The organism is Arthrobacter sp. SAFR-044, assembly GCF_051965175.1.
GTDB lineage: Bacteria > Actinomycetota > Actinomycetes > Actinomycetales > Micrococcaceae > Arthrobacter.
Map to the genome: position 1 here is coordinate 52,842 of NZ_JBQCMK010000004.1, position 20,098 is coordinate 72,939.

16 protein-coding genes and 1 riboswitch are annotated in these 20,098 nt (G+C 66.9%); of the genes, 15 read left to right on the forward strand and 1 reads right to left on the reverse strand.

Annotated features, from left to right (window positions below; translation table 11 throughout):
- The first annotated feature begins 25 nt into the window (after positions 1–25).
- From ileS to ndk, 4 genes are read left to right on the forward strand one after another with little or no spacing between them, the layout of a single operon-like run.
- Positions 26–3,355, forward strand: a complete 3,330-nt coding sequence (gene ileS / locus ACTHQS_RS07615; RefSeq protein WP_440167510.1) for an isoleucine--tRNA ligase — start codon at positions 26–28, stop codon at positions 3,353–3,355.
- A gap of 3 nt (positions 3,356–3,358) precedes the next feature.
- Positions 3,359–4,717, forward strand: a complete 1,359-nt coding sequence (locus tag ACTHQS_RS07620; RefSeq protein ID WP_440167512.1) for a bifunctional folylpolyglutamate synthase/dihydrofolate synthase — start codon at positions 3,359–3,361, stop codon at positions 4,715–4,717.
- 2 nt (positions 4,718–4,719) lie between these two features.
- Positions 4,720–5,184: a DUF4233 domain-containing protein gene (locus tag ACTHQS_RS07625; protein ID WP_440167514.1), complete on the forward strand. Its 465-nt coding sequence runs from the start codon at positions 4,720–4,722 to the stop codon at positions 5,182–5,184.
- 51 nt (positions 5,185–5,235) lie between these two features.
- Positions 5,236–5,652 carry a nucleoside-diphosphate kinase gene (ndk, locus tag ACTHQS_RS07630; protein WP_440167516.1) on the forward strand — a complete coding sequence of 139 codons (417 nt, stop codon included), beginning with the start codon at positions 5,236–5,238 and terminating at the stop codon, positions 5,650–5,652.
- Positions 5,653–5,807: 155 nt separating this feature from the next.
- Here the strand turns inward: ndk and ACTHQS_RS07635 are convergent, their stop codons facing one another.
- Positions 5,808–6,476, reverse strand: coding sequence for a vitamin K epoxide reductase family protein (locus ACTHQS_RS07635; RefSeq protein WP_440167517.1), 669 nt, complete (start codon positions 6,474–6,476; stop codon positions 5,808–5,810).
- Between the two features lie 438 nt (positions 6,477–6,914).
- Between ACTHQS_RS07635 and ACTHQS_RS07640 the strand changes: the two genes are divergently transcribed.
- The 11 genes from ACTHQS_RS07640 to rsfS all read left to right on the forward strand — a co-directional run bounded on the left by ACTHQS_RS07640 (position 6,915) and on the right by rsfS (position 19,981).
- A complete protein-coding gene (locus ACTHQS_RS07640) occupies positions 6,915–10,391 on the forward strand; it encodes an Rne/Rng family ribonuclease (protein WP_440167519.1) in 3,477 nt (1,158 codons plus the stop codon).
- A 141-nt stretch (positions 10,392–10,532) separates the two neighbouring features.
- Positions 10,533–10,630: riboswitch (TPP riboswitch) on the forward strand.
- A gap of 7 nt (positions 10,631–10,637) precedes the next feature.
- Positions 10,638–12,158 carry a bifunctional hydroxymethylpyrimidine kinase/phosphomethylpyrimidine kinase gene (gene thiD, locus ACTHQS_RS07645; RefSeq protein ID WP_440167994.1) on the forward strand — a complete coding sequence of 507 codons (1,521 nt, stop codon included), beginning with the start codon at positions 10,638–10,640 and terminating at the stop codon, positions 12,156–12,158.
- 262 nt (positions 12,159–12,420) lie between these two features.
- Positions 12,421–12,729 carry a 50S ribosomal protein L21 gene (rplU, locus tag ACTHQS_RS07650; RefSeq protein WP_003803420.1) on the forward strand — a complete coding sequence of 103 codons (309 nt, stop codon included), beginning with the start codon at positions 12,421–12,423 and terminating at the stop codon, positions 12,727–12,729.
- Positions 12,730–12,790: 61 nt separating this feature from the next.
- Positions 12,791–13,054: a 50S ribosomal protein L27 gene (gene rpmA, locus ACTHQS_RS07655; RefSeq protein ID WP_009372867.1), complete on the forward strand. Its 264-nt coding sequence runs from the start codon at positions 12,791–12,793 to the stop codon at positions 13,052–13,054.
- A gap of 117 nt (positions 13,055–13,171) precedes the next feature.
- A complete protein-coding gene (gene obgE, locus ACTHQS_RS07660) occupies positions 13,172–14,761 on the forward strand; it encodes a GTPase ObgE (protein ID WP_440167520.1) in 1,590 nt (529 codons plus the stop codon).
- Complete coding sequence (proB, locus tag ACTHQS_RS07665) at positions 14,751–15,902, forward strand: glutamate 5-kinase (RefSeq protein WP_440167521.1); 1,152 nt, start codon at positions 14,751–14,753, stop codon at positions 15,900–15,902. Before obgE ends, proB begins: the two co-directional genes overlap by 11 nt.
- A gap of 26 nt (positions 15,903–15,928) precedes the next feature.
- A complete protein-coding gene (locus ACTHQS_RS07670; RefSeq protein WP_440167523.1) occupies positions 15,929–17,299 on the forward strand; it encodes a glutamate-5-semialdehyde dehydrogenase in 1,371 nt (456 codons plus the stop codon).
- A 78-nt stretch (positions 17,300–17,377) separates the two neighbouring features.
- A complete protein-coding gene (locus ACTHQS_RS07675; protein WP_440167525.1) occupies positions 17,378–17,617 on the forward strand; it encodes a hypothetical protein in 240 nt (79 codons plus the stop codon).
- A 1-nt stretch (position 17,618) separates the two neighbouring features.
- Positions 17,619–18,287 (forward strand): nicotinate-nucleotide adenylyltransferase, encoded by a 669-nt coding sequence (nadD, locus tag ACTHQS_RS07680; protein WP_440167996.1) that lies wholly within the window; start codon positions 17,619–17,621, stop codon positions 18,285–18,287.
- 7 nt (positions 18,288–18,294) lie between these two features.
- Entirely contained in the window at positions 18,295–19,536 is a 1,242-nt protein-coding gene (locus ACTHQS_RS07685; RefSeq protein WP_440167527.1) for a hypothetical protein, read from the forward strand.
- A 43-nt stretch (positions 19,537–19,579) separates the two neighbouring features.
- Entirely contained in the window at positions 19,580–19,981 is a 402-nt protein-coding gene (gene rsfS / locus ACTHQS_RS07690) for a ribosome silencing factor (RefSeq protein WP_440167528.1), read from the forward strand.
- The last annotated feature ends 117 nt before the right edge of the window (positions 19,982–20,098 follow it).

The window sequence follows — 20,098 nt, forward strand, 5'->3', positions numbered from 1 at the left end:
CCGCGCTCAACCCAGGATGTCGAACATGACGTTTTACCCCAAGGCCTCAGCCTCCAGCCCCTCTTCCAACGGCAGCGCCGGCGTTTCCGCCTCCGTGAAGTTCCCGGAGATCGAAGAGCGCATCCTGAAATACTGGGACCAGGATGGCACCTTCCAGGCCAGCATCGACCAGCGCAGCGCCGATGTCCCCGGCGGCGAGCCCGGCAGCAACGAGTTCGTGTTCTACGACGGCCCGCCCTTCGCCAACGGCCTCCCGCACTACGGCCACCTCCTCACCGGCTACGCCAAGGACCTGGTGGGCCGCTACCAGACCCAGCGCGGCAAGCGCGTGGAACGCCGCTTCGGCTGGGACACCCACGGCCTGCCCGCCGAGCTTGAGGCCATGAAGCAACTGGGGATGACGGACAAGACCCAGATCGAAGCCATGGGCATCGACAAGTTCAACGACGCCTGCCGCGCCTCCGTGATGAAGTACGCCGACGAGTGGCGCAGCTACGTCACCCGCCAGGCCCGGTGGGTGGACTTCGACAACGACTACAAGACCCTCAACGTCGAGTACATGGAGTCCGTTCTCTGGGCCTTCAAGCAGCTGCACGACAAGGGCCTGACGTACAACGGCTACCGGGTGCTGCCCTACTGCTGGAAGGATGAGACGCCGCTGTCCAACCATGAACTGCGCATGGACGACGACGTCTACAAGAACCGCCAGGACCAGACCGTCACCGTCACGTTCCCCATCCTCGCGGGGGAATCGGAACTCTCCCGGAAGCTGGCAGGCGTGCAGGCCCTCGCCTGGACCACCACCCCCTGGACGCTGCCCACCAACGCCGCGCTCGCCGTCGGCCCTTCCATCACCTACGCCGTGCTGCCCGCCGGCCCCAACGGCATCAAGGCGGCCTCTGCGGACGCCCCCGTCACGGGAAGCTTCCTGCTGGCAGCGGACCTGCTGGGCAGCTACGCCAAGGACCTGGGCTACGACAGCTTCGAGGATGCAGAAGCCGCGGTCGTGTCCACCCACACGGGTGCCGAGCTGGAGGGTCTGGAGTACCAGCGGCTCTGGGACGACTTCGCCGACAACGAGAAGTACGGCATGGAGAACGCCTGGCGCTTCGTATTGGCCGACTACGTCACCACCACGGACGGAACCGGCATCGTGCACCAGGCGCCTGCCTACGGTGAAGACGACCAGAAGGTCTGCGAGGAGGCGGGCATCCCCGTGGTGCTCTCCGTGGACGAGGGCGCCAAGTTCCTGCCGCTGTTCAAGCACGGCGCCCTCCACGACATCGTGGGGCTGCAGGTCTTCGAGGCCAACAAGCCCATCACCCAGGTGCTCCGTGCCCAGGGCCGGCTGGTCCGCCAGGCCAGCTACGAGCACAGCTACCCGCACTGCTGGCGCTGCCGCAACCCGCTGATCTACCGCGCCGTCTCCTCCTGGTACGTGGAGGTCACCAAATTCAAGGACCGGATGTCCGAGCTGAACCAGGAGATCAACTGGATCCCCGGGAACGTCAAGGACGGCCAGTTCGGCAAGTGGCTGGAAAACGCCCGCGACTGGTCCATCAGCCGCAACCGCTTCTGGGGCAGCCCCATCCCGGTGTGGCAGTCCACGGACCCCGAGTACCCGCGCACCGACGTCTACGGATCCCTGGCGGAGATCGAAGCCGACTTCGGCCGGCTGCCGCTGAACAAGGACGGCGAGGTGGACCTCCACCGCCCGTTCATTGACGAGCTCACCCGGCCCAACCCGGACGACCCCCGCACCCCCGAAGAGGGCCAGTCCATGATGCGCCGCGTGGAGGACGTCCTGGACGTCTGGTTCGACTCCGGCTCCATGCCGTACGGCCAGGTCCACTACCCGTTCGAGAACGAGGCCTGGTTCAACACCCACAACCCGGCCGACTTCATCGTCGAGTACATCGGGCAGACCCGCGGCTGGTTCTACATGCTGCACATCCTGTCCACGGCGCTGTTCGACCGGCCCGCGTTCCGGAACGTCATCAGCCACGGCATCGTCCTGGGCTCCGACGGCCAGAAGATGTCCAAGAGCCTGCGCAACTACCCGGACGTGTCCGAGGTCCTGGACCGCGACGGCTCCGACGCCATGCGCTGGTTCCTCATGTCCAGCCCCATCCTGCGCGGCGGCAACCTGATCGTCACCGAACAGGGCATCCGCGACGGCGTTCGCCAGGTGATCCTGCCGCTGTGGAACGTGTACAGCTTCTTCACCCTGTACACCAACGCGTCCAACGTAGTTGACGGTACTGCCGCGGGATACGACGCCAAACTGCGCTACGAGGGCTACCGGGACACGTTGGACCAGTACCTGCTGGCCAACACCGGCGACCTGGTGCGCAGCATGACCGCGCAGCTGGACACGTATGACATCTCCGGCGCCTGCGACTCGCTGCGGAGCTACCTGGACATGCTCACCAACTGGTACGTCCGCCGCAGCCGGCAACGGTTCTTCGACGAGGACCAGGACGCGTTCGACGCACTGTTCACCGCACTGGAGACCATCACCCGTGCCGCGGCGTCCCTCCTGCCGCTGGTCTCCGAGGAGATCTGGCGCGGCCTGACCGGCGGCCGGTCCGTGCACCTCGCCGACTGGCCGGACGCTGACCTCTTCCCCGCCAACCCCTCCCTGGTGGAAGCCATGGACCGGGTCCAGCAGATCTGCTCCACCGGGTCCTCGCTCCGCAAGGCAGCAAATTTGCGTGTCCGCCTGCCGCTGCAGGAACTCACCGTGGTGGCACCCGGCGCCGGCGCGCTGGAAGGCTTTGCCGCCGTCGTCGCCGATGAACTCAACCTCCGGTCCGTCCGCCTGCTGGACGCCGCCACGGCTTCCCCGGAGGAATTCGGCATCGAGCAGAAGCTGGTGGTTAACGCCCGTGCCGCCGGCCCGCGCCTGGGCAAGAACGTCCAGGTAGCCATCAAGGGTTCGAAGTCCGGCGACTGGTCAGTGGACGACGGCGGTGTAGTCACCGCGGGTGGGCTGCAGCTGGAGCCCCAGGAGTACACGCTGGAGACAGTGGTGGCAGAATCCGACGGCGGTTCGGCGGCCGTTGCCGTGTTGCCCGGCGGCGGGTTTGTCGTCCTAAACACCGAAGTCACCCCCGAGCTGGAGGCCGAAGGCCTGGCGCGCGACACGGTCCGCGCGATCCAGCAGGCCCGGAAGGACGCCGGACTCAACGTCAGCGACCGGATCCGGACCACCGTAACTGCCGCGCAGAACGTGGTGGATGCGCTGCTGGCCAACGCTGAGCTGGTCAAGGGAGAGACGCTGACAGTGGACCTCGCCGCTGAACCGGCCGACGTGGCCGAACCCGCCGTCGTGGTTGAAAAAGTGGAGGCCTAGGACATGACCGACGAATTTTCCGTGGAAAGCGTCTATGCCGAACTGTTGGGCCGGGCGCCGGAAAACAAGATGGAGCCCCGCCTGGCGCCGCTGTTCCGCGCCATGGACGTACTCGGCGAGCCCAACAAGGCGTACCCGATCATCCACGTCACCGGAACCAACGGCAAGACGTCCACCTCGCGGATGATCGAATCCGTACTCCGCGCCCACGGCCTGAGCACCGGCCGCTACACCAGCCCGCACCTGTCCAAGGTCACCGAACGGATCAGCATCGACGGCCACCCGGTGTCGGACGAAACGTTCGTCAGGATCTGGGACGAAATCCGGCCCTACCTGCAGATCGTCGATTCGGAGCTGGAGGCTGAGGGCCAGCCGCGGCTCACCTACTTCGAGTGCCTGACCATCCTGGGCTTCGCCATCTTCGCCGACCAGCCCGTCAACGTGGCCATCATCGAGGTAGGCCTGGGCGGTATCACCGATGCCACCAACGTGGGTGACGGCCAGGTGTCCGTGGTGACGCCGATTTCGCTGGACCACACCGACCTGCTGGGTGACACCACGGAGGACATCGCCTACGAAAAGGCCGGCATCATCAAGCCCGGTGGCTACCTCATCAGTGCAGCGCAGCCCCTGGACGCGGCCCAGGTGCTGCTGGAGAAGGCCAAGGAAGTGGGCGTGCCGTTCCGCTTCGAGGGCGTGGAGTTCGGCGTCGAGTCACGGACCGTGGCCGTTGGCGGGCAGATGGTCACCATCCAGGGCATAGCCGGCCGCTACCCGGACCTGCTGGTGCCGCTGCACGGCGCGCACCAGGCACAGAACGCCGCCGTGGCGGTGGCCGCGCTGGAGGCGTTCTTCGGCGGGGAGAAGGAACTCGACTTCGAGGTCCTGCAGGAAGGCTTCGCCGCGGTGACATCACCGGGCCGCCTGGAAGTGGTGCGTACCGCGCCCACCATCATCGTGGACGCGGCCCACAACCCCGACGGCATCAAAGCCTCCGCTGAGGCGCTGCAGGAGGCGTTCACCTTCACGCGCCTGGTTCCCGTGGTGGGCGTGCTCAAGGAAAAGGACGCGGAGGAGATCCTCCGCGGGCTCAAGGAATCCCTCGGGGGCGTGGCCGAGGAATACTGCTTCACGCAGTCCAACTCACCCCGGGCCGTTCCGGCAGCCGAACTGGCAGAACTCGCCATCGACCTGGGCTTCGGCGAGGACAACATCCATGTCGCCGAGAAGCTGGACGACGCCCTTGAATGGGCGGTGGAGCGGGCTGAAGCGAACGAGGACCTGTCCGGGGCCGTGCTGGTCACCGGATCGATCACCCTGGTGGCCGAGGCACGGATCCTGCTCGGAAAAACGGAGGCGTGACCATGGCGAGACTCACAAAAGCGCAGCGGGAATGGCGCCCCGGCATGCCGAAGAAGCGCCGCTCCACCAAGGTGATGTTTGCCTCCACGGTGCTGCTCCTGGAAGCATTCGTCATGTTCTTTGCCACCCTGGTGGTGTTCGGGTTGCGCCGTGGGGAGTTCCCGCCCGCCCTGATCCTCGGCGTGGGCATTGCCCTCAGTGTGGTCATGATCTTCGCCTGCGCAGTCCTCAACAAACCCTGGGGCATTGGCCTCGGCTGGATCCTGCAGCTCGTCCTGGTCCTCACCGGCATTTTCGAGCCCGCAATGTTCCTGGTGGGCGCGCTCTTTGCGGTGGCCTGGTGGTACGGGATCCGCACTGGCATCCGGCTGGACCGGGAAGCGGCGCAGCGCGAACGCGAGCAGGCCGAATGGGAAGCCACCCACCCGGACCAGGCTGCCGGTCCCGCACAGCCCCAATCCCCGTAAGCCAGTCCCCGTAGACTTGTCCCGAAACCCCACCAACGCATTGGAGCAGTTGTGACTACAGAGCGCACCCTCGTCCTGATCAAGCCCGACGGCGTCGCCCGTAACCTGACCGGCGCCATCCTGGCCCGGGTTGAAGCCAAGGGCTACAGCCTTGTTGAGCTGAAGAAGGTCGACGCCACCCGCGAGCTGCTGGAGCAGCACTACGAGGAGCACGTGGGCAAGCCGTTCTACGAGCCCCTGGTGGAATTCATGCTCAGCGGGCCCGTGGTGGCGGCCATCTTCGAAGGCCACCGCGTCATCGAAGGCTTCCGTTCGCTGGCAGGCACCACGGACCCCACGACGGCGGCTCCGGGCACCATCCGCGGCGATTTCGGCCGGGACTGGGGCCTGAAGGTGCAGCAGAACCTGGTGCATGGCTCCGACTCCACGGATTCGGCGGACCGCGAGATCAAGATCTGGTTCCAGTAATCACGGTTTGCCCGGCGCACTTGCCGTGAAGTGCAGGTGCTGCGGCGAAGGCTAAAAGCCCCGCGAGATGACAGATAAGGCCAATGTTCCTCGTGAACATTGGCCTTATCTGTCATCTCGCGCAGGGGGCGCTGGGGACTGGGGGAGCGGTGGGCCTAGAACCCCGAGGTTCCTGCGAAGACCTGGATGAACGCGAAGAAGATGGTGGCGATCACGGCCACATACAGCAGCGCTGTGATGATCCAACCGGAATCACCCAGGACGCGGGCCGCCCCTGCGGGCATGGGAATAACCCCGGTCGAGATGTTCCGGATGGTGGTCCACACGAAGAGCGGGATCATTGCCGCCCAAACGATCATGCAGAACGGGCACAGGATGTGGATGGCGTACAGGGCCTGGGACCACAGCCAGACGACGAACGCGAAGCCGAGCGTGACCCCCAACTGCAGTCCCAGCCAGTACCAGCGGGCAAAGGTCGCCCCGGAAAGCAGGGCCATCCCCACCGTTATGGTGATGGCGAAGGCCACGATGCCGATGAACATGTTGGGGAAGCCGAACAGCGAGCTTTGCCAGGTCTGCATCACCTGGCCGCAGGAGATCCAGGGGTTCACATCGCACACGGTGGTGTGGTTCGGGTCCTTCAGCACTTCGAGCTTCTCCAGGACGAGCGTCCCGGAGGCAAGCCAGCCTACGATTCCGGTGATGACCAGCAGCCAGCCAAAGGGCCGGTTCCGGGCCATGCGCGGAATGCTTCCGGCGGCACTGGCCTTCGGGTCGGTGGCCCGTTGCTGTTCATGGGCGCTGACGGGGGAGATGCTGGGCATGGGTGTTGCGTCCTTTTCGTCCGGTGCTCCTGTGCCTGATTGTAACGCCGGCGGCTGGGGCCACCACACAGCAATGGGAAGACCAACGCCCGCTTCCGCGGCGATCCCGCGCGGGTATGAGAGAATGAACGTGGCTGGAAGCCGATCCACATTCGGACTCCGGTCCGGTGGTTTGTTCCCAAGACCGCCAATGATGAGCAGGGCAGGCTTCGGATTCTTCCGGCACACCCGCCACTCCATTGGGCGGCACCTGGTTGTGGCACGCAGAACAACGGGTTTTCAGAACATCCGCCGGCTCCCACGGGCTGCCGCACCCCAATGACGGTGCGAACCTGGGAGTATCCACTTGACTTCTGTCAATGCCTGCGGGTGTTGACAATATGTGCCTCAATGGGTGCCGGATGTGGCGGTACGTCAGGGGCAGGAGTGTTGCCACATATGGACAATGATCAGGAACTGGCCGTTAACGATGAAGCAGCGGTTGCCGGGGCTGCTGAACGCAAGAGGGCTCCAAGAACCCGCCGCAAAGCGTCTCCCGGGACCGGGGATGCCCCGGCGGATGCCGTAACCACCGCTCCGGACGCTGCAGGCTCCAACCTCGGCGGAGACGCCCCGGCTGGAGGAACGGCAACTGGAGGAACCGCCACTGACGAAGCCATCACGGAAGAAACCGCCACAGCGCCCAAGGCTCCCGCGCGGCGCACCCGGGCGCGGAAGAAAGCGGACGCAACGGAACCGCTGCCCGCCTTCGCTGCTGAGGCGGAGCAGGTTGCCCCTGCCACTGCATCGGACGCGGCTGCTGAAATCACCGCCGCCGTTCCTGCCCCGGACACCACGGCAGATTCCGAAACCAAGCCCGTTCGCCGTCGTCGGGTAGCCACCCGCAAGGCTGCATCCCCGGTCTCCGCATCCGAAGCGGATTCCGCTGTTACCGCTGAAGTGGCGCCGGAACCAGTCGAGCCCGAATCAGTTGTGGCGGAACCGGTGGTGCCCGAGGCCACAGCGGTCGATGCCGCAGCGCAGGGCGCGGAGCAGGCGCAGGAACCGGCAACACAGGAACCTGCAGGTGCACCGGAAGCCTCCGCCGCCCAGGAGCCCGCCGTTACACCCGAAGCCGCCGCTCCAGCTGAGTCCGCAACGCAGGCACAGGCCCCCGAAGCCCCAGGAACGAAGGACGGGGAGCCCGCCACAGCGGCCAGCCCCTTCGGCTCCCTCTTCCTGGAACCCGCGTCCCCCACATCAGTGCTCTTCCAGGCACCGGACCTCACTACTGTTGTCCGGCCTGCCGCCCCCGTCGCCGAGGAGCCTGACGAGGAGGAAACCGAAGACGGCGAGGATTCGGCCAGCCGCCGCCGGCGCCGCAGCCGTGGCCGGAGGGGCCGCAGCCGCACCGGCGACAGGACCGAAGAGGACAACGAGGACGGCAGCGCCGAAGCTGACGCCGAGGACGAAGCCGATGAGGACGCCACCGGCCAGCTGGAGGACGGCGTGACCTCCCGCCGCCGCCGTCGTCGCCGCCGCGGAGACCAGGACCTAGAGCTCACGGGCGGCGGGGATGATGATCCGCCCAACACGGTGACCAGGGTCCGTGCGCCGCGCGCCGTCACTGAAGCACCCGTGAGCAACCGCGTGACCAGCGTTAAGGGTTCCACCCGCCTGGAGGCAAAGAAGCAGCGCCGCCGCGAATCCCGCGATACCGGCCGCCGCCGCACCGTCATTACCGAGGCTGAGTTCCTGGCGCGCCGTGAGTCCGTCGACCGGCAGATGATCGTCCGCCAGCGGGACGACAGAATCCAGATCGCCGTCCTCGAGGACGGCGTCCTGGCCGAGCACTTCGTGTCCAAGACCCAGCAGGATTCGCTGATCGGCAACGTGTACCTGGGCAAGGTCCAGAACGTGCTGCCGTCCATGGAAGCCGCGTTCGTTGACATCGGGCGCGGCCGCAACGCCGTCCTGTACGCCGGCGAGGTCAACTGGGAAGCGGTCAACCTCGAGGGGAAGCAGCGCCGCATCGAAAACGCGCTGAAATCCGGTGACACCGTCCTGGTCCAGGTGACCAAGGACCCCGTGGGCCACAAGGGCGCCCGCCTCACCAGCCAGATCTCGCTGCCCGGCCGTTACCTGGTGTACGTCCCCGGCGGTTCCATGACCGGCATCTCCCGCAAGCTGCCCGACGTCGAACGCAACCGGCTCAAGCGCATCCTCAAGGACCGCCTGCCCGAGCACGCCGGCGTTATCGTCCGCACCGCTGCGGAGGGCGCTTCCGAGGAAGAGCTGACGCACGACATCAACCGGCTCCGCGCCCAATGGGAGGGCATCGAAAGCCAGTCCGCGTCCACCAAGATCCTGGCTCCCGAGCTGCTCTACGGTGAACCCGATCTCACCATCAAGGTGGTCCGCGACGTCTTCAACGAGGACTTCTCCAAGCTCATCGTGTCCGGCGAGGAAGCCTGGGACACCATCGAAGCCTACGTCACCTACGTGGCACCGGACCTTGTGGGCCGCCTTGAGAAGTGGACCAAGGACCAGGACATCTTCTCCGCGTGGCGCATCGACGAGCAGATCCACAAGGCCCTTGAGCGGAAGGTCTTCCTCCCCTCCGGCGGTTCGCTGGTGATCGACCGTACCGAGGCGATGACCGTAGTGGACGTCAACACGGGCAAGTTCACCGGCAGCGGCGGCAACCTCGAGGAAACCGTCACCAAGAACAACCTCGAAGCCGCCGAGGAAGTGGTGCGCCAGCTGAGGCTGCGCGATATTGGCGGGATCATCGTGATCGACTTCATCGACATGGTGCTCGAATCCAACCGCGACCTGGTCCTGCGCCGCCTGGTGGAGTGCCTGGGCCGTGACCGGACCAAGCACCAGGTTGCCGAAGTGACCTCACTGGGCCTGGTCCAGATGACCCGCAAGCGCATGGGAACCGGCCTGCTGGAAGTATTCGGCGAGCAGTGCGAGGCCTGCGCCGGACGCGGCGTGGTGACCCACGACGATCCCGTGGAGCACCGCCGCGCCAATATCGTGGCCGCCGAGCACCACGTTCAGCGCGCCGACACCCGGCCCGAACCCCGCGCGGAAGCCCGTCCGGAAGGGCAGCGGAACGACAATGCCCAGCCCGGCGTCAGGTCCGAACGCAAGCGGCGGCGGGGACGCGGCGGGCAGCAGCCCGAAGCTGCCCCGGCACCTGCCGTCCACGTCCACACCGTCCAGCCGGACCCCGCCGACGCCGAGCGGCACGCCAAGGCAGAGGCCACCAGGCTTGCACTGGCGAACATCGCCGCCGCCGCCCATGCAGCCCACCTGCATGACGATGAAGTGGCAGCGGCCCGGCAGGTGCCTTCCGTGGAGCCTGCGCCGGCACCCGTTGAAGAGGAGCACGACGCCGATGCCCCGGCACGTCCCGCAGCTGTCCTGACGTTCGGGGGCGAGGAAGTCCCGCTTCCGTTCGTGGAGCACGCCGGGGAACAGCATCCCAAGCCTGCCCTGACCCTGGACCGGCTCGCCGAAGCGTTTGCCCACCTCGGTCAGCCCGCTTCTCCGGTGGAGAACGCGCCTGCCAAGACGGCAGAAGCGGTGCAGGCAGCGGAACCGGTCGCCCCGGAACGGCAGCCTGACGGCGGGGAAGCGGAAGCCCGTGCCGCCGTCGCAGCTGAAGCTCCGGCCGAAAAGGACTACTCGGACCACACGCTGGAGCAGTCCCGGCAACGCCGGCCGCGGCGCCACCGCGGCGCCAGCCGTGCCCAGGGAGCCGCCAACGAGACCGCCGTCCAGCACCACGAGAACGTCCAGGCGGCAGGCACCGGGCACTCGCACGCAGCCAAGGCCCCCGAGCCGGCGAAGAACCAGCCGGAACCGGGCAAGGCGGCCGAGGAACCCATCATCCTCGGCGTGGGCGTGCCCGCCTCGGAGCTCTAGACCAGGCAGGCTAACCAGCAGTCCCCGCTTTGTGGACAGTTCCCCCGAGAATTCGAGGGGGAACTGTCCACAGGGCGGGGACTTTCCACATGCCCGGGCGGTGTCATCCTTTCCGCCGGACGCGGCCTACGGGCTAGGGTGGAAACCGACACGGGGTGCCGCGCAGAAGGCCGGCTGAGATCCAGACCCGTTGAACCTGTCCGGCTAGTACCGGCGAAGGGATGTCTCTTGTCTTCGACCCTTTCCATGCCCCTGTCAGTTGCCCCCGAGGTGCCCGCCACGTTGCCGGCAGGCCGGGACGTCCCGCGCGTCCTCTCCATTGCGGGCTCCGACCCCTCAGGGGGCGCAGGTATCCAGGCCGACCTTAAAAGCATTGCCGCCCACGGCGGATACGGCATGGCTGCCATCACCGCCCTGACGGCACAGAACACCCGAGGTGTGCAGTCCGTCCATGTTCCTCCCGCCGCCTTCCTGGCTGAGCAGCTGGATGCGGTCAGCGACGATATTTCCATCGACGCCGTCAAGATCGGCATGCTGGGGGACGAAGCGGTGATCCGCACTGTCCGCGGGTGGCTGGCCAAGGTGCGTCCCGCCGTCGTGGTCCTCGACCCGGTGATGGTGGCCACCAGCGGAGACCGGCTGCTGAAGGAATCCGCGGAGGCTGCCCTCCGGGAACTGCTCCCGCTGGCCCACCTCATCACCCCTAACCTCCCGGAGCTTGCCATGCTGGTGGGCGGGGAGCCTGCGCAGAGCTGGGCTGCCGCGCTGGACCAGGGGAGGCGCCTTGCGGGTGCCACCGGGGCCACCGTGCTGGTTAAGGGCGGCCACCTTGCAGGTGCCGACTGCCCGGATGCGCTGGTGAACACGGCCGGCCTCCTGTCGCAGGAAGTGGTGGAGGTGCAGGGCAAGCGCATCTCAACCCGCAATAGCCACGGCACCGGCTGCTCCCTGTCCTCCGCCATGGCCACGGTCCAGGCCCGCCTGGGTGACTGGGAGGCATCGCTCCGGACGGTCAAGCCATGGCTGGCCGGCGCCCTTGAAAACTCGGAACAGCTTGAGGTGGGCCAGGGAAACGGCCCGGTGCACCATTTCCACCATGTGCGGCCGGCACTGGCCGAGGGCGGCTTCGCTGCACGGCTGTGGGCGGAAGCCCAGCAGGACCTCGAGGACATCTACGCCTTGGATTTCATCCACGGGCTGGCCTCCGGCGACCTTGCCGAGAAGGACTTCGCTTACTACCTGGCGCAGGATGCCCTTTACCTGAACGGCTACTCCCGGGTCCTTGCCCGGGCGAGTGCCCTGGCCCCCTCCGAGGCCGAGCAGCTGTTCTGGGCCGGATCCTCGCAGCAGTGCCTCGAAGTGGAGTCGGAACTGCACCGCTCCTGGCTCAGCACCCGCCCCGCCCAGGGCGGACTTGGCCCGGTCACCAAGGCCTACGTGGATCACCTCACTGCAGCGTCGGCGTCGGGCAGCTACGCAGTCCTGGCCGCTGCAGTCCTGCCCTGTTTCTGGCTCTACGCGGAGGTCGGTGAAAAGCTGCACGCCCAGTTCCTTGCCTCGGGGGAGCCGGACGGCCACGCCTACGCAGCCTGGCTCCGGACCTACGCCGACGAGGGCTTCGCCGCAGCCACCCGCCGGGCCATCGCCATCGTGGATGCAGCAGGCCTGAAGGCCTCCGACCATGAGAGGGCGGCCATGGTGACCGCGTTCAAGCAGTCCTGCCGGCTGGAAGTGGAATTCTTCGACGCGCCGAGGCTGCATTCCTGACCCGTGCCGGCGGCGCCGCCGGTATCATTGAGGAGCACGGTTGCGGTGCTGCCTGTTGGGTGTGGTTACTACCACAGCCGGGCCGCCGGAACCAGCCTCATTTGCGGCCGTAGATGGATTTAGCGTATTCTGGATCTTCGGTGCTTACGCCAACACTTGGGTTATGACCCCACGGCGTTGAGGCACAGCGAGAATCCCGGCTTTTCCGAGTCGGTTCCGCACGCAAATTTTGTAATAAACGTCGAGAGAAGTGAGTTCCCAAGTGGTGTACGCGATTGTCCGCGCAGGCGGCCGCCAAGAGAAGGTTTCCGTTGGAGACTTCGTTACCCTGAACCGCGTCGCCGGTGGAGCCGGCAGCACCATCGAGCTGCCCGCACTGCTCCTGGTTGATGGTGACAAGGTCACCTCCGCCGCCGCCGACCTGGCCAAGGTAACTGTTACGGCTGAAATCCTCCAGGACCTGCGTGGTCCTAAGATTGTCATCCAGAAGTTCAAGAACAAGACCGGCTACAAGAAGCGCCAGGGTCACCGCCAGGAACTGACCAAGGTCAAGATCACCGGCATCAAGTAACCGCCGGTTACTGTTCAGGTATTTCAACAGATTCCCCAGAATTTAGAGGCAGGCATTTCAGATGGCACATAAAAAGGGCGCGAGCTCCACTCGCAACGGCCGCGATTCCAACGCTCAGTACCTCGGCGTCAAGCGCTTCGGCGGCCAGGTAGTTTCCGCAGGCGAGATCATCGTCCGCCAGCGTGGCACGCACTTCCACCCCGGCGCCGGCGTTGGCCGTGGCGGGGACGACACCCTGTTCGCACTGACCCCGGGCGCCGTTGAATTCGGCACCCGCCGCGGTCGTCGCGTGGTCAACATCGTTGCTGCTGCAGCTGCAGAGTAACAACCAGTTCTGAAGCGGTGGAGCGGGCCTGAGGGTCCGCTCCACTGTTCTTTTAACAGCATTACAATCGATGTGGCGTCTCCGGGCGCCACATAAACAGCACCTGAGGAGATCCACGTGGCCAGCTTTGTAGACCGGGTAGTACTGCATGTATCCGGCGGAACCGGCGGCCACGGTTGTGTCTCCGTCCACCGCGAGAAGTTCAAGCCACTGGGCGGGCCCGACGGCGGCAACGGCGGCAACGGCGGCGACGTGATCCTTCGCGTGGACCACCAGACCACCACCCTCCTTGACTACCACCACGCACCGCACCGGCACGCGAGCAACGGCGGCCCCGGCATGGGCGACTGGCGCGGCGGCAAGAACGGCGAGACCCTGGTCCTGCCAGTGCCGGACGGCACCGTGGTCAAGACCAAGGACGGCGAGGTCCTGGCCGACCTCGTGGGCGAGGGTGCCGAGTTCGTGGCAGCTGCCGGCGGCATGGGGGGACTTGGCAACGCCGCCCTGTCCTCACAGAAGCGCCGTGCTCCAGGCTTCGCGCTGCTCGGCATCGAGGGCGACTCCCGGGACGTCGTCCTGGAGCTTAAGTCCATTGCCGATATCGCGCTGGTGGGCTTCCCGTCCGCCGGCAAGTCCAGCCTCATCGCGGCCATGTCGGCTGCGCGCCCCAAGATCGCCGACTACCCGTTCACCACCCTGGTCCCCAACCTCGGCGTGGTGCAGGCCGGCGAGGTGCGGTTCACCATTGCCGATGTCCCCGGCCTCATCGAAGGTGCCAGCGAGGGACGGGGCCTGGGGCACAACTTCCTCCGCCACGTTGAGCGCTGCGCGGCCCTGGTCCACGTGCTTGACTGCGGCACCTTGGAATCGGACCGTGACCCGCTCACGGACCTCGCCATCATCGAAGGTGAGCTGGAGAAATATGCCGTCGACATGAGTTACGCGGGGCAGGACGGCGAAGTGGTTCCCCTGAACCACCGTCCCCGGCTCGTGGCCCTGAACAAGGTGGACCTGCCCGACGGCAAGGACATGGCGGAATTCGTGCGCCCGGAACTCGAATCGCGTGGCTACCGCGTCTTTGAAGTGTCCGCCACCAGCCATGAGGGCCTCCGGCAGCTCGGCTTCGCCATGGCGGAGATCGTCAAGGCCGCCCGCGACGCCGTGGCGGCCGCCCCGCCCAAGGTGCAGCCTGCCGTGCTGCGCCCGCGTGCCGTCAATGAAGCCGGGTTCAAGATCCGGCGCGAGGAAAAGAACCTGGAGCCGCTGTTCCGCGTCCTGGGCGAAAAGCCTGTGCGCTGGGTCAAGCAAACCGATTTCACCAATGAAGAGGCCATCGGCTACCTCGCGGACCGGCTCGCCCGGCTCGGCGTGGAAACCGAACTGTTCAAGCAGGGAGCCAAGCCGGGTGACACGGTAGTCATCGGCGAGGACGACGGCGTCGTCTTCGACTGGGAGCCCACCATGATGGCAGGGGCTGAGCTCCTGGCCTCACCGCGCGGCACCGACGTCCGGTTCGCCGATATCGGTGACCGCCCCACCCGCAGCCAGAAGCGCGAAGAGCAGCAGGAGCGCCGTGACGCCAAGGCTGCCGCCCGCGCCGAGCTTGAAGCGGAGCGGAAGGCCGGGATCTGGACCGAGTCCGTCAGCGGCCGCCGTGCCGCCCAGCCCGTCAAGGAAAGCGGACTGGAAGCGGACGATGACCTCTAGGGGCACGACTGCGGTACCGGCCGGGCGCGCCGCGGACAGAAGTGCGCTGGCCGGTGCCCGCCGGATCGTGGTCAAGGTGGGCTCCTCCTCGCTGACCAGCATCAAGGGCGGCATCTCCGAGGAATCACTGACCGCCCTGGCCGACGCCCTGGCGGCCAAGCGCAACGCAGGCGCCGAGATCATCCTGGTGTCCTCGGGCGCCATCGCCGCGGGACTGGCTCCGCTGGGGCTGGCAAAACGGCCCCGCGATTTGGCTACGCAGCAGGCCGCGGCCAGCGTGGGCCAGGGGCTCCTGATGGCGCGGTACACCCAGGCCTTCGGTGCGCACGGCGTCACGGTCAGCCAGGTCCTGCTGACGGCCGAGGACCTGATGCGGCGCAGCCAGCACAGCAACGCGCTCCGGGCCATGGACCGGCTGCTCAACCTTGGGGTGGTCCCCGTCGTCAACGAAAACGACACCGTGGCCACCCACGAGATCCGCTTCGGCGACAACGACCGGCTCGCCGCCTTGGTGGCGCACCTGGTGCGCGCCGATGCACTTGTGCTGCTGTCCGACGTCGACTCCCTCTATGACGGCCCGCCCGCCCACGGTGCCAAGCGCATCCCGCTGGTCACCGGCGCGCATGACCTCGAGGGCGTCTCCATCGGCAAAGCAGGCAAGGCAGGCGTGGGCACCGGGGGCATGATGACCAAAGTGGAGGCGGCCAACATGGCGGCAGGATCGGGGATCCACGCCCTGGTGACCTCTACTCCCAACGCTGCCGCCGCCCTGAACGGCGAGGACGTGGGCACGTGGTTCTCCGTTAACGGCTCCCGCAAGCCGGTCCGCCTCCTGTGGCTGGCGCACGTTGCCTCGGTGCAGGGCCGGCTGGTCCTGGACGACGGTGCGGTTCGCGCCGTGCGGCACCACCGCACATCCCTCCTGCCCGCGGGCATCTCCGCCGTGTACGGCGACTTTGAAGCGGGCGACGCCGTCGAGCTGGCGGGAGCCGACGGCACCGTCGTTGCCCGCGGACTGGTGAACTACTCGTCGGAGGAACTGCCGCGGATGCTGGGACGGTCCACGCATGAGCTGGGCGAGGCACTGGGCAGCGGCTATGACCGTGAAGTTGTTCATGTTGACGACCTGGTGCTGGTCTGAGCTGCCGCCTCGCCTAAACTTGGATCATGACTGAAGCCCTGATCCATACTGCTGGAAATTCCGGAACCACTGCTGCCCAGGCGCAGCCGGGTACCTCAGCAGAACCGGTATCGGCCGAGGTGCCCCCTTCCGCTTCCGCTGCCGAGGTGGAGGCGGCCGTCCACGCCATCACGGACCGGTGCCGCCATGCCGCCCGCCGGATGGCCACCGCCAACCGGGCGTGGAAAGACCGTGCCCTCCGCGCCGTCGGTGCCGCCCTGCAGGAGAACGTCCCGGCCATTCTCGCGGCTAACGCGATGGATGTGCAGCGGGGCAAGGCCAACGGCACCTCCGCCGCCCTGCTGGACCGGCTTACCCTCACCGAAACCCGCGTAGCCGGGCTCGTGGCGGCCCTGGAGAACCTGGCCAACCTGCCCGATCCCGTGGGGAATGTGGTCCGCGGCCAGACGCTCCCCAACGGGCTGCGCCTGCGCCAGGTCAACGTGCCCATGGGCGTGGTGGCTGCTATCTACGAGGCACGGCCCAACGTCACCGTTGACATCGCCGGGCTGGCCCTCAAGAGCGGCAACGCCGTCATCCTGCGCGGCGGCAGCGCAGCAGAAGCCACCAACCAGGTGCTGGTGCGGATCCTGCGCGAAGCCCTGGAATCCGTGGGCCTCCCCGCCGACGCAGTCCAGACCGTGGACATGTACGGCCGTGCGGGCGCTGCGGTCCTGATGAAGGCCCGCGGCAGGGTGGATGTACTGATTCCCCGCGGCGGCCGCGACCTGATCCAGACTGTGGTCACCAATTCCGCCGTGCCGGTCATCGAAACGGGGGAGGGAAACGTCCACATCTTCATCGATGAGTCCGCTGACGAGAACATGGCCGTGGAGATCCTGCTCAACGCCAAGACGCAGCGGCCCAGTGTCTGCAACACGGTGGAGACACTGCTGGTCCACTCGGGCTCAACGGTGCTGCCCGCCGTCGCCGCCGCCCTGCGCAACGCCGGCGTCCGCCTGCACGTTGACGGGCGGATCCAGGCCGCGCTGCCCGGCGTCGAAACCGACGCAGCGACCGACACGGACTGGGCTACCGAGTACATGGACCTGGACCTTGCCGTAGCCATGGTGGACAGCCTGGACGAAGCCGTCCAGCACATCCGGACCTGGTCCACCGGGCACACGGAAGCGATCCTCACCAACAGCCTCGCCAACGCAGAACGGTTCATCGCGGAGGTGGATTCTGCGGCGGTGATCGTCAACGCCTCCACCCGGTTTACCGACGGCGGGGAGCTGGGCCTTGGTGCGGAGGTGGGCATCTCCACCCAGAAGCTGCATGCCCGCGGCCCCATGGGCCTGACCGAGCTCACCACCACGAAGTGGATCGTCCAGGGCGAAGGCCAGGTCCGCGGGTAGCAACGCGGTAACATAGACCAGAACCCGGAAAGCAGCGGAAGGTTCCGCTGGCTTTAAATCCTTGAACAAGGGGAGAAAATGCTGCTCCAGCAGATTGCCACGTCCGTCGCCGCCGCAGGCGAATCAGGCCATGAGGAGCTTGCCCCGCTGTGGGCTGAACCGTGGGTCTTCGGCGTGTCCATGTTCGGCATCCTGGTGGTGCTGATGCTCATCGCCTGGTCGTACAACAACCTGGGCAACCGGCACACTGCTACGGAGGAGCACGCGGATCCGCACCGCCAGCACCCCAACAAGCACGATCGCGGGCAGGGCCACTAAGATTTCCCACAACCTGCACCGCAATGGGGCCCGGGGGAGGCTTCGGCTGGGCGTGATGGGCGGGACCTTCGATCCGATCCACCACGGCCACCTTGTAGCGGCCAGCGAAGTCGCAGCGGAGTTCGACCTCGACGAGGTGGTCTTCGTCCCCACCGGGCAGCCATGGCAAAAGTCGCATAAACAGGTCAGCGAACCTGAGCACCGCTACCTGATGACGGTCATTGCCACTGCGTCCAATCCGCGCTTCACCGTGAGCCGTGTCGACGTTGACCGTCCGGGTCCCACTTACACCATCGACACCCTGCGTGACCTGCGGGCACAACGCCCCGACGCCGACCTGTTCTTCATCACCGGCGCGGACGCCCTGGCGCAGATCCTGTCCTGGAAGGACATTGACGAACTGTGGTCGCTCGCCCACTTTGTGGGCGTCACCCGGCCCGGGCACGTCCTTGACGGCATGGGCCGTGACGACGTCAGCCTGCTCGAAGTGCCGGCCATGGCCATCTCGTCGACAGACTGCCGCGTCCGCGTGGCCGCGAACCACCCAGTCTGGTACCTGGTCCCGGACGGGGTGGTCCAGTACATCGCCAAGTACGGCCTGTATTCCGACGCAACCGCAGGCGTGGATGACCCAACGTCCCAAGCACGCGAACCAGCCAGTACTGAATGAGTTCTCAATGAGTCAGGAACAGCCCCCAATCCGCAGCCGCCGGGAACTCCGGAAGGCCAGGGACGCCCACCAGGCCACCCCGCCTGCCGCGGAGCAGCGCCAGCCTGCCGCCGGCCGGCCGGCTCAGAGCGCACCCTCGGGGGACGGTCAGGATCCGGCGGCCCGTCCCGGTCCCGCCGGGGCAGCCGCCCCCGCAGCGCGCCCCCAGGCTGCGGCAGACCCGACGCCCACGCAGCGCTCCTCCCAGATCCGTGCCCGCGACCGTGCCGCCCTGCGCACCATCAAGGAACTTGAGGAAAAGGAAGGGCAGCTTGCTGCCGGCGGGCCACCCACCAGGCGCCAGCTGCGGTTGCAGCAGCTCAAAGAGCAGGCGCTGACTGCTGCCAACCCCATCGTTCCGCCCGCCACTGCTCCGGCACCCAAGGCAGCGCCGTCAAGCGAAGGGACCGCCAGGGCAGGGGAGACGACGGACCGCCCCAAACCGGCTCCCGGCAGCGCCCCGGCGGGCATGACCGTGGAACAGGCCTTGGAGGCGCGCGAACTGATCGCCGCGCAGGCCAGGAATCAAATCGCCAAGATGGAGCACATCGCCTCCCTGGATCCGGAAGCCGTGGATCCGGACATCCTGGCGGAGCAGATTGCCCTCGCCGAACGGGCCGCGGTCATGAACCGCCGCGCCATGGCCCGGCAGAAGCTGGCCGAGCAGGCCGGCACTCCCGCCGGTGGCCAGGGCACGGATTCCGGCGCGCAGGACAAGCCCGGTCCGTCCACTGCCAGCAACCTGGCCATGGTGACGCCGCTGGAGTTCGTGAAGGTCCCCGGCGTGGAGCGGCCGGTTATGAAGCCGCCTGCCACGTCGCATGTCCCGGTCACCACCCGGCCCGGTACCAAGGTTCCCGGCACCAAGGTACCCGGTGCTGGGAAACGGAGGCCTGCCGCCCGTCCCAAGGCGCCAGCCGCGGACCCGGCCACCGGCCGCTCCCAGGTCATCGCGCGTGCCGAGGCCGCTGCCAAAGCCGCCAGCCGTCCCCAACCGGTTTCGCGCCCGGCGGGCCAGTCGGAGGACCTCTTTGAGGATCTTCCCCGGGTTCCTGCGCGGTCCGCGTACGGCCTGGATCCGCTGGATGCCGCCACTGCGGGCCTGACCCGGGCCCGGCGGAACCGCATCCTCCAGTTCTGCATCCTCGCGTTCGGGATTCTGGCCCTCGTCGCCGGCATCATCCTGATCGTCAGCGGCATGTCCCGCTGACCCGCCAGGCCGGCATCAATACTTAACCCAAACAAGGAGTCCCGTGACTGCAACAGAATCGTCCATCGCCATAGCCCGTACGGCTGCAAAAGCCGCGGCTGACAAGATCGCCCAGGACATCGTCGCCATGGATGTGAGCGAACGCCTGGCCCTCGCCGATGTTTTCCTCATCGCATCGGCGCCCAGCGAACGCCAGGTCAACGCCATCGTGGACGGCATCGAGGAAGAACTCGCCAAGCAGGACCTGCGGCCCGTGCGCCGCGAGGGCCGGTCCGGCGGCCGCTGGGTCCTGCTGGATTACGCCGACGTCGTGATCCATGTCCAGCACGAGGAAGACCGCGTGTTCTACGCCTTGGAGCGTCTCTGGAAGGACTGCCCCGTGGTGGACCTGCAGCTCGGCGACGACGCATCCGCCAAAGCCGGTGCCGTTTCCGAGGCCGAATAGACCCCGCGCGGCGGCGAATATTCCCGATTTGGAATTTTCGGAATTGCTGTTCTAAGATATTTGAGTTGCTTCGGGGGGAGACCCTGAAGAAAGCAACGCAGAGCAGCAACAATCCGG

What these genes read in the sequence shown, in the direction of transcription:
- ileS (WP_440167510.1), top strand. Translation starts at nt 26, where the DNA reads ATGACGTTTTACCCCAAGGCCTCAGCCTCCAGCCCCTCTTCCAACGGC.
- rpmA (WP_009372867.1), top strand. Translation starts at nt 12,791, where the DNA reads ATGGCACATAAAAAGGGCGCGAGCTCCACTCGCAACGGCCGCGATTCC.
- ACTHQS_RS07635 (WP_440167517.1), bottom strand. Translation starts at nt 6,476, where the DNA reads ATGCCCAGCATCTCCCCCGTCAGCGCCCATGAACAGCAACGGGCCACC.
- ACTHQS_RS07625 (WP_440167514.1), top strand. Translation starts at nt 4,720, where the DNA reads ATGGCGAGACTCACAAAAGCGCAGCGGGAATGGCGCCCCGGCATGCCG.
- proB (WP_440167521.1), top strand. Translation starts at nt 14,751, where the DNA reads ATGACCTCTAGGGGCACGACTGCGGTACCGGCCGGGCGCGCCGCGGAC.
- ACTHQS_RS07685 (WP_440167527.1), top strand. Translation starts at nt 18,295, where the DNA reads ATGAGTCAGGAACAGCCCCCAATCCGCAGCCGCCGGGAACTCCGGAAG.
- ACTHQS_RS07675 (WP_440167525.1), top strand. Translation starts at nt 17,378, where the DNA reads ATGCTGCTCCAGCAGATTGCCACGTCCGTCGCCGCCGCAGGCGAATCA.
- ACTHQS_RS07640 (WP_440167519.1), top strand. Translation starts at nt 6,915, where the DNA reads ATGGACAATGATCAGGAACTGGCCGTTAACGATGAAGCAGCGGTTGCC.
- ACTHQS_RS07670 (WP_440167523.1), top strand. Translation starts at nt 15,929, where the DNA reads ATGACTGAAGCCCTGATCCATACTGCTGGAAATTCCGGAACCACTGCT.
- ACTHQS_RS07620 (WP_440167512.1), top strand. Translation starts at nt 3,359, where the DNA reads ATGACCGACGAATTTTCCGTGGAAAGCGTCTATGCCGAACTGTTGGGC.
- thiD (WP_440167994.1), top strand. Translation starts at nt 10,638, where the DNA reads ATGCCCCTGTCAGTTGCCCCCGAGGTGCCCGCCACGTTGCCGGCAGGC.